We start from the raw sequence: 8780 nt of genomic DNA on the forward strand, positions 1-8780 counted from the left end.
TGTCCTCACTCACGCTCAAGATGTCCGTTGCGGGGGGTGCCTGGCGCGGTCTCCAGCAGGCTGTCCAGCCGTGCGCGTTCCTCCGCGCTCAGATCGGGGTCCGGTGGTATCGCCCCTGCGCCATGGGCCCGGTCGCGGCGGATCAGCAACAGCACCGCCAGGCCGAGGAATAAGAGAGGCGACATCCACAGAAACGCCGTGCGCATATCGAAAGGGGGTTTCAGCAGGACCCAGTCACCATAGCGCGCGACCAGATAAGCCCGTATTTCGTCATCCGTTTTGCCTGCGGCGACTTGTTCGCGCACAATCTGGCGCAGATCGCGGGCCAGGTCGGCATTTGAATCCTCAATCGACTGATTCTGACAGACGAGACAGCGGATATCCTTCATCACGGTGCGGGCGCGGGCTTCCAACGCCGGATCTTTCAGCGGCGTTTCATCCACCGCCACGGACAGAGCGGGCAGGGACAGGGCAAGGACAACGGCCAGCCGCAGAAACACATGGCTCACGACGCGGCCTCCCCGCTTGCGGTCCGTGTATCCGATGCAGATGGGCCGGGACCACCAAGGGCGGCGATTTGCGGCAGAAGCCGTGTGTCCAGACTGTCGCCGACAATAGGTCCGAAATGGCGGTAGCGCACGATGCCCTCGCCATCGATCAGAAAGGTCTCCGGCACGCCGGTCACCCCCCATTCGATACCGACACGGCCGCTTTCATCCAGCCCGGTCCGTATGAACGGATTCCCCAGATCAGCGAGAAAGGCACGGGCGGCACGGGGTTTGTCCTTATAGGCAATCCCGATGATGGGGATGCCCTTATCCCGCGCCAGGCGCATCAGATTGTCATGTTCGGCCCGGCATGGCAGGCACCAGCTAGCGAAAAAATTGACCAGCAGGGGGCCGCCCGTGGACAGATCCGTATGGCTCAGCGGCCCGTTGCCGCCGGTCAGGGCTGGCACTGTGAAGCCCGGCGCCGGTCGTCCGATCAGGACGCTTTTCAGTTCCTGCGGGTTGCGGTCGCCGCCCAGGCGCAGGGCAAACAGGGCCACCAGCACCGCGAACAGCAGGGCCGGTGCCATCACCGCAAGCCGCGACAGGGGCCGGGCCATCAGGCCGTCCCCCGGACCGGGCGAGAGACCGGACCGGAGCCTTGCGGCGCGGTTGGTGACGGACCTGGGCGTCCCTTGCGGCCCGCCAGCACCCCCATGCGCAGGCGCCGGTCGCTCAAGGACAGAAGCCCGCCCAGCACCATCAGCGCCGTGCCGCCCCAAAGGCCGGATATCGCCGGTTTGAAATACAGGCGGACCGACCAGCGCTCGGTCCCATCCAGGGCCGGGGCCGCTTCGCCGATGACGGCATAAAGGTCACCGCTGAGGCGCGGATGAATGGCCGCCTCTGTCGTGGACAGAACGGGATCGGCATAAACGCGGTCTTCAGGGCGCAGTGTCGCCACCAGCCGGTCCCCGTCAAACACGCTGAACGTCCCGCGAACGGCGGCATAATTGGGGCCGGCTTCCGGGGCGACGCCGTCCAGGCGAAACCGGTATGCGCCCACATCGGCGGTGTCGCCCGCCGCCATCACGGTCAGGGTTTCCGATGTGAAGGCTTCTGAAAAGGTAATGCCGAGCAGAATGACCCCCACCCCGCCATGGGCCAGCCACATCCCCCAGCGCGCGCGCGGCAGGCGGAAAAGACGCCCCGCTGCCCGTGCCGGGGCGTCGAACAGTTTGGCCGTTGCGGCCATATCGGCCAGCACCGCGCCGATCAGCCAGACGGCCAGGCCAAAGCCCACCGCCGTCATCACATACCCGCCGGCCGTCCGCCACAGCAGCAGAAGTCCCGCCATCAGCGCCACAGCCAGAACCGGCAGCAGAATCTGCAAGGCGCGAGACAGACGGCCCCGTTTCCATGCCAGGAGCGGTCCGATCCCGACGGCGACGATCAGCGGGCTCATCAGCATGACGCTGGCAAATTCAAAAAAGGGCGGGCCGACGGTGATCTGACTGTCGGCGAAGGCTTCGACGAAAATGGGGTAGAGAGTCCCGACCAGCACAACGGCGGCAAAGGACGACAGCAGGACGTTGTTCAGGACCAGTGCGCTTTCCCGGCTGACCAGGCCGAACAGGCCGCCGCCCTCAAGGCTGGGCGCGCGCCAGGCGTACAGCACCAGCGATCCGCCGACGACCACCGCCAGAAAGGCCAGAATGAAAACACCCCGCGCCGGATCGCTGGCAAAGGCATGAACGCTGGTCAACACACCGGAGCGGACCAGAAACGTCCCCAGCAGTGAAAAGGAAAAGGCGACAATGGCCAGCAGCAGCGTCCAGCTTTTCAGGGCATCGCGCCGTTCCACCACGATGGCGGAATGCAACAGCGCCGTCGCCGCCAGCCACGGCATGAAACTGGCGTTTTCCACCGGGTCCCAGAACCACCAGCCGCCCCAGCCCAGCTCGTAATAGGCCCACCACGAGCCGAGGGTGATACCAGCGGTCAGGAAGATCCAGGCAGTCAGTGTCCACGGCCGCACCCAGCGCGCCCAGGCGGCGGTGACCTCGCCCTCGATCAGGGCGGCAATGGCAAAGGAGAAGGAGACCGACAGGCCCACATAGCCCAGATACAGCATCGGCGGATGAAAGGCGAGGCCGGGGTCCTGCAGCAGGGGGTTGAGGCCCTGACCTTCCGGCGCCGCCGGATCCAGGCGCAGAAACGGATTGCTGGTGAACAGAATAAACAGCAGGAAACCGACGCCGATGGCACTTTGCACGGCCAGGGCCCGGGCGCGGAAGCGCAGCGGCAGGGTCCGGCCCCGCCAGGCGACGGCAGCGGCAAAGGCGCTGAGGATCAGCACCCACAATAGCAGGCTGCCTTCATGATTGCCCCAGACACCGGAAATCTTGTAAAGCAGCGGCTTCGCCGTATGGCTGTTGGCCACGACCAGGGCGACGGAAAAATCCGATGTGACAAAGGCATGCGTCAGGGCGGCAAAGGCGACGATGACCATGGTCAGCTGGCCCAGCGCCATATGGTCCGCCAGCCCCATCATGCGCGCATCGCCCCGTGCAATGCCGATATGGGGCAGAACGGCGCCGGCCAGTGCCAGCATCAGCGCCAGCACAAGGGCGAAATGTCCGACTTCGGCGATCACCGTGCCCCTCCCGCCGGTCCGTTTTCTGTAACGGCTGTCGGTACATCCTCCGGATGGCGGCAGGCATCGGGCGACGCCGGCATGGTGCCCGGCGGCGCATAGTTTTCATCATGCTTGGCCAGCACCGTATCGGCCACGAACAGTCCGGTATCATCCAGGGTGCCTTCGGTCACCACACCCTGACCCTCCCGGAACAGGTCCGGCAGCAGGCCGGTGAAACGGACCGGGACATCCGCCGCGCAGTCGGTAACGACAAAACGGTAGGTCAGGCCGTCCGGCAGTTTTTCAAAACTGTTTTCCGCCACCATGCCGCCCAGGCGGAACCGCGTCCCCGGCGCCAGATCGCGGGCGGCCACCGCCGATGGCTGCAAAAACAGGCTGAGACTGTCCCGCCCCAGGGCGAACAGGACAAGGAGAACCGCCCCGGTCAGGGTTGCAAGCGCAAGGCTCAACACCACAAGACGCCGGCGTTTGCGGCCTGTCAGACCCTTGTGCGACATACGCGCGGTCACAGCGCCCCCTCCGCCCGGGACAGATCGGTCGCAGGGGTGTTTGTTGCCGTCCCGGTTTCAGCCGCGGCGTCCGGCCGGGCGGTTGGTGCGCCCTGCCGGCGCGCGGCGCGCTGGCGATCCACCTGGCGGCGGGCACGGCGCTGGCCGCCAAGACTGGCGAGCGCCAGCCAGATCAGGGCCAGCGCCGCCACACCGTAAGCGCCCCAGACAAAAGCGGCATAGCCGCCCATATGCAGAAATTCCGTCATGTCACTTGATCCGCGAGACGAAAGGCGGCCAGCTTGCGCCGGTCCACTTCCAATTTCATGCGCCACAGGAAAACCAGGGTGAAATATCCCATGAAGGCCAGCGCCATCACCAAGAGCGGCCACAGCATGTCCGCATGGATGGTGGGTCCGTCCAGCCGCATGACACTGGCTGGCTGGTGCAGTGTGTTCCACCAGTCGACCGAAAATTTGATCACAGGCAGATTGACGACGCCCACCAGCGCCAGAACCGCCGCCGCGCGCCCGGCCTTGTCCTCATCCTCGAACGCCGACCACAGGGCCATATAGCCAAGATACAGGAAAAACAGAATCAGGACCGATGTCAGCCGTCCGTCCCAGACCCAGTAGGTGCCCCACATGGGCTTGCCCCACAACGCCCCCGAGATCAGCGCCAGGGCCGTGAACACCGCGCCGATGGGGGCTGCCGCGCGCCCGGCGATCAGGGCCAGCGGATGCCGCCAGACCAGGGCCGTGAAGCTGGCGCCGGCCATGACGACATAGGCGAAGACGGCCATCCATGCCGCCGGCACATGCACATACATGATCCGCACGCTTTCACCCTGCTGATAATCGGCCGGGCTGGCGACAAGGGCCAGATACAGACCGGCGACAAAGGCAAAGACGGTCAGCACACCGGCAAAGGGTAAAATACGGTCCGCCAGGCGGTTGAAGCGGGCGGGATTGGCAAATCTGTGCATGGCCTCAACTCCTACCCCCAAACCGCGTGCCTGGGCAAGCGTCCAACATGCCGCATGTATGCGTTTTCACGTGTCCGTATCGCGGACTGTGCCGGCCCCCGTGGGTCTTTGCCGTGTTTCCACCGGTATCCCGTCCTGTCCCGCTATATCCCCCTATATCCCTAATCCAGGGCCAGACGCAGCGCCGCGACAGAGGCAAAGGGCGCGACCACCAGCGCCAGCAGGCTGACAGCCAGCGCCAGCGCCAGATGCGCCAGCGGATCGGTGCCAAGGACAAAGGCCTCGACGGCACTCATGGCGAACAGCAGGCTCGGCACATAAAGCGGCAAAACCAGAAGGGACAATAACACGCCGCCGCGCCGGACAGCGACCGTCAGGGCGGCGCCGATGCTGCCGATCAGGCTTAGGGCCGGCGTGGCGAACAGCAGGCTGACAAGCAGTGGCAGCATCAGCCGCCCTTCAAGATTGAGGAGCAGGCCGACAAACGGTGCAGCCAGCACCAGCGGTAAAAGAGTGCCCAGCCAGTGCGCAGTGACTTTGGCCAGAACAATGCCGCCAAGGCCGATAGGGCTGAGGGCCATATCGTCCAGGCTGCCATCTTCATAATCCGCCTGATACAGCCGGTCCAGGCTCAACAGAACGGCAAGCACCGTCAGCACCCATAATGTCCCGCCCGCGATACGGGCCAGCAATTGCGGCGCCGGGCCGATGCCGAACGCAAACAGGCTGGCCCCCATCAGCAGAAAGGCCAGTCCCAGGACTGCCGCGCCGCCCTGCGCCCACGCCAGGCGGATATCCCGCTTGACAACACTGGCAAAGGACACGGTGCCGGCCGGTGTGTCAGCTGGGGGCGCGATATGTTCCTGCATATCCTGTTTCGCTGCGGTCATGGTGCAGGCTCTGCCGTCCAATAGGGGTCCGTGGACGCCGGCTGATAGGACTTAAGATCCAGGGTGCGTGCGGGCACCCTGTCATCCAGCCCCAGTGGATCGTGCGATGCGATGACCGCCGAACCACCCATATCTGTGTGGGTTTTGATCATATCGGCAAGGGCCGTCCGGCTGACGCTATCCAGTCCGACAGTGGGTTCGTCCATCAGCCAGATGGATCGGGGAACAAGCAGAAAACGGCACAACGCGGCGCGGCGTCGCTGTCCACTGGAAAAATAGCGTACGGGCCGATCAAGAAGGGCTGTCAGTCCGAAATGGCTGCAAACCTCCACAAGGCGATCGTCATCCGGGGTGTCGTGGCCGGCCATTTGTACGAAATCGGCAAGATTGTCGGCGAGGGTGAAAACGGATTTCAATGCCGTGGCATGACCAAGATACACAAGCATGCGCGCCTGTATCCGCCGGTCTGCCGACATACCCGCCAGTGACAGATGTCCCCCGGTGGCAGACCCAAGGCCGGCCAGCAGCCGCAAGAGTGTGGATTTGCCGCTGCCGTTCGGCCCTTCGAGAATAACGACCTCTCCCAAAGCGAGGTCCATGTCCAGACCTTCAAACACGGTCCGGCCACCCCGCCGGCAGGCCAATCCCCGCCCCGACAGGACGGGGCCCGCAGATGTCTGCCCTGTCGCGGTATTCCGGTGTCCATCTGATTGTTCTTGTCTCATCATGGCGGGCACGCTAGCGAAAGCAGGGACGGGTCACAAGATTAAGGAAATAAAATGCCACCCAGGTGTCCCCAAGGATCAAGGGGCATGCGGAAAGGGTGGCAGCAGGGCTCGAAGCATAAGGGGTTCATGTCGGGATATTGAGGGCAGTGGCGCTTTTTGATGACGGTGCAGGCGGCAATATATGGCTGGGGCTTATTTTCCTGGCGTTACAGCTTGGCGCCAGCATCCATATCCTCCGCACGAAGATCGACGCCCCATCAGCCATGTCCTGGCTTGGGGTGGTCTGGCTGGTGCCGATCCTTGGCCTTGTCCTTTACCTTCTTTTTGGCATCAACCGGATCGAACGGCGGGCACGCGCGGCACGGCAACGCAGCGGTCTGCCGGCGCGGCGCGGGCTGGTGGATGCACCGCCGTCACCGCCATTGGACAGATTGTGGCCGGATGCTCCGGACCGCTGGCGCGCCCATGACCGCCTGGCCGGCCGCGTCACCCATCTGCCACCGACCGCCGGCAACCGGATCTGTCCTGTCGGCGACGGGCGCGCGGCTTACGATGAGATGCTGGCAGCCATTGACACGGCCGAACACTCAGTCCTGCTGACCAGCTATATTTTTCAGGCCGACAGCATCGGCAGGCGTTTCATCGCCAGTCTGAAACGGGCAGCGGCCCGCGGCGTGGATGTGCGGGTGCTTGTGGATGCGGTCGGCAATTTTTATGGCTTCCGCCCGGTTGCGGGCCTGTTGCGCCGGGGCGGCGTGCCGGTTGCCAGCTTCAATCCGGCGAGACTGTCCTGGCGGCTGGCCTTTTTCAACCTGCGGACTCATCGCAAAATGCTCATTCTGGATGGCCGCCATGCCTTTATCGGCGGTATGAACATCCGCAAAAATCATATCGTTCAGGACAGCCCTGACGGAAAAGCCGTAAGGGACCTTCAATTCCATGTTGAGGGCTCTGTCATTCACCAGATGATCGATACTTTTGCCGATGACTGGGTCTTTGCCACCGGCAAGCCATGGGATCCGCCGGAAGTTATCCAGGACGATATTCATGATGTTTCAGAAACGGTAAGTGATTTGTCCGTGGCCCGTGCCATTCCGGACGGGCCCGACGAACCTTTGGACCGGACGTCCATGCTGATGGCCAGCGCCCTTGGTGCCGCGCGTCGGCAGGTCCGTATCATATCCCCTTATTTTCTGCCGTTAGAGCCTTTGCGGCATGCTCTCCGTCAGGCGGCCTTGCGCGGTGTGCAGGTCGATATTCTCATTCCCGCACACAGCAATCTTCCTCTGTTTTCCGCGATCGTCCGCGTTGGCCTGCCGTCGCTTTTGGATGCGGGATGCCGGATTTTCCTGTCACCGCCGCCCTTCGACCATGCCAAGGTCATGGTGGTGGACGATGATTGGGCCCTGATCGGGTCGAGCAACTGGGACGCGCGCTCGCTGAAACTGAATTTCGAATTCAATGTGGAAGCCTACGGGCGCACGCTGGCAAACAGTCTTTCAGACATCATGAAGGAACGGTTCGCGGCTTCCCAAAAAGTTAGCCTGGACGACTTGCGTGCACATCCCCGGCTGACACGGTTTGCAGGGCGGCTGGCCTGGCTGCTCAGTCCCTACCTCTAAAGCTTTATCTCAGGGGTCTGGCGGACAGAAGGGTGCACAATAGCATTATGCCGCCGCGCCGTCTTTGCCGTGTTCCGGCAGAAAGGCAGGCATGCGGGCTTCGATCTCGGTTTTCACCGCGCCCAACAGGCCGCAGGCAAACAATATTTCCATAATAAGAAAGGCCGGTGCCATGAAAACCTGAAGCAGGTTGCTGAACAGGGCCGGTCGTCGGCCTTCGAAGGCATGTCCGATAAACAGGACGATCCAGCCGCCGACAAAGGCAAGGCCGAAAACCGGCCATACCAGTCCGGCGGGCACCCCTTCGGCCAGATACAGCAGGGTACCGTAAACCAGAACCGCCACCATGCCGACCAGCGGCACGGCCACCAGGTACACCAACAGCAGCAGGGCGATCAGAATGGCGGCCAATGTCAGCGGTCCGGCATCCGTCATCGCGATGGGGACCTGAGCGGCCAGAACCATCAGGGAAAACACAATTGCCGGTACACCCACATGATGGGTCGCCTGATTGCGGGTGTCGCGGTGATACGCCGCATACATGGCCATTTGACCGAAAAACCAGTTTCGCATGATGTTCTCTCCCCTCACAGCCCTTCACCATGCCGGGATACGGCAAGGCACGCAAGGACACATGGCTTTTCCGGTTGCGATCGGGGCTTGTTCCTGGATGGGGAGGCCGGTAAAAGAAGCGCTGTTGATGGTCCTATGGGTCCCCGTAGCTCAGCAGGATAGAGCATCAGATTCCTAATCTGAGGGCCGCAGGTTCGAATCCTGCCGGGGACACCATTTCCAGCATAAAGCTGAAAATCATTACCATCTACTCTAGGCTCAGGACCCATAAATAGGGTTCACGGTGGGGCCTTTTTGTGATTCAAGCTCCTGGATGAAGGAGTTTGTTGATGAGGGATGGCTTTTTC

Annotated in this window: 10 protein-coding genes and 1 tRNA gene; 2 read left to right on the plus strand and 9 right to left on the minus strand. The window is 63.0% G+C overall.

Annotated elements, in window-relative coordinates; genetic code table 11:
- Window positions 1-5 precede the first annotated feature (5 nt).
- From BXY39_RS17490 to ccmA, 8 genes are all read right to left on the minus strand, one after another.
- Window positions 6-509, minus strand: coding sequence for a cytochrome c-type biogenesis protein (locus tag BXY39_RS17490; RefSeq protein ID WP_170163898.1), 504 nt, complete (start codon window positions 507-509; stop codon window positions 6-8).
- Entirely contained in the window at window positions 506-1108 is a 603-nt protein-coding gene (locus BXY39_RS19835; protein WP_245999414.1) for a DsbE family thiol:disulfide interchange protein, read from the minus strand. Before BXY39_RS19835 ends, BXY39_RS17490 begins: the two co-directional genes overlap by 4 nt.
- A complete protein-coding gene (locus BXY39_RS17500; protein ID WP_121940174.1) occupies window positions 1108-3144 on the minus strand; it encodes a heme lyase CcmF/NrfE family subunit in 2037 nt (678 codons plus the stop codon). The genes BXY39_RS19835 and BXY39_RS17500 overlap by 1 nt, the downstream gene beginning before the upstream one ends.
- The gene (gene ccmE / locus BXY39_RS17505; protein WP_245999416.1) at window positions 3141-3656 is read right to left on the minus strand and encodes a cytochrome c maturation protein CcmE; all 516 of its coding nucleotides are present in this window, start codon (window positions 3654-3656) and stop codon (window positions 3141-3143) included. Before ccmE ends, BXY39_RS17500 begins: the two co-directional genes overlap by 4 nt.
- Entirely contained in the window at window positions 3653-3904 is a 252-nt protein-coding gene (gene ccmD, locus BXY39_RS17510; RefSeq protein WP_121940175.1) for a heme exporter protein CcmD, read from the minus strand. Before ccmD ends, ccmE begins: the two co-directional genes overlap by 4 nt.
- Window positions 3901-4620: a heme ABC transporter permease gene (locus BXY39_RS17515; protein WP_121940176.1), complete on the minus strand. Its 720-nt coding sequence runs from the start codon at window positions 4618-4620 to the stop codon at window positions 3901-3903. The genes ccmD and BXY39_RS17515 overlap by 4 nt, the downstream gene beginning before the upstream one ends.
- A 161-nt stretch (window positions 4621-4781) precedes the next feature.
- A complete protein-coding gene (gene ccmB / locus BXY39_RS17520; protein WP_245999418.1) occupies window positions 4782-5510 on the minus strand; it encodes a heme exporter protein CcmB in 729 nt (242 codons plus the stop codon).
- Window positions 5507-6238, minus strand: coding sequence for a heme ABC exporter ATP-binding protein CcmA (ccmA, locus tag BXY39_RS17525; protein ID WP_121940177.1), 732 nt, complete (start codon window positions 6236-6238; stop codon window positions 5507-5509). Before ccmA ends, ccmB begins: the two co-directional genes overlap by 4 nt.
- Window positions 6239-6384: 146 nt before the next feature.
- On the opposite strand from ccmA, the gene BXY39_RS17530 reads away from it, so the two are divergent.
- Complete coding sequence (locus tag BXY39_RS17530) at window positions 6385-7860, plus strand: phospholipase D-like domain-containing protein (RefSeq protein WP_147453628.1); 1476 nt, start codon at window positions 6385-6387, stop codon at window positions 7858-7860.
- Between the two features lie 45 nt (window positions 7861-7905).
- Here the strand turns inward: BXY39_RS17530 and BXY39_RS17535 are convergent, their stop codons facing one another.
- Window positions 7906-8433, minus strand: coding sequence for an Mpo1-like protein (locus BXY39_RS17535; protein ID WP_121940179.1), 528 nt, complete (start codon window positions 8431-8433; stop codon window positions 7906-7908).
- A gap of 139 nt (window positions 8434-8572) precedes the next feature.
- Between BXY39_RS17535 and BXY39_RS17540 the strand changes: the two genes are divergently transcribed.
- Window positions 8573-8649, plus strand: a tRNA-Arg gene (locus tag BXY39_RS17540).
- Window positions 8650-8780: the final 131 nt, after the last annotated feature.

The organism is Eilatimonas milleporae (assembly GCF_003688555.1).
In the GTDB taxonomy this organism is placed as follows: Bacteria; Pseudomonadota; Alphaproteobacteria; order Sphingomonadales; family Kordiimonadaceae; genus Eilatimonas; species Eilatimonas milleporae.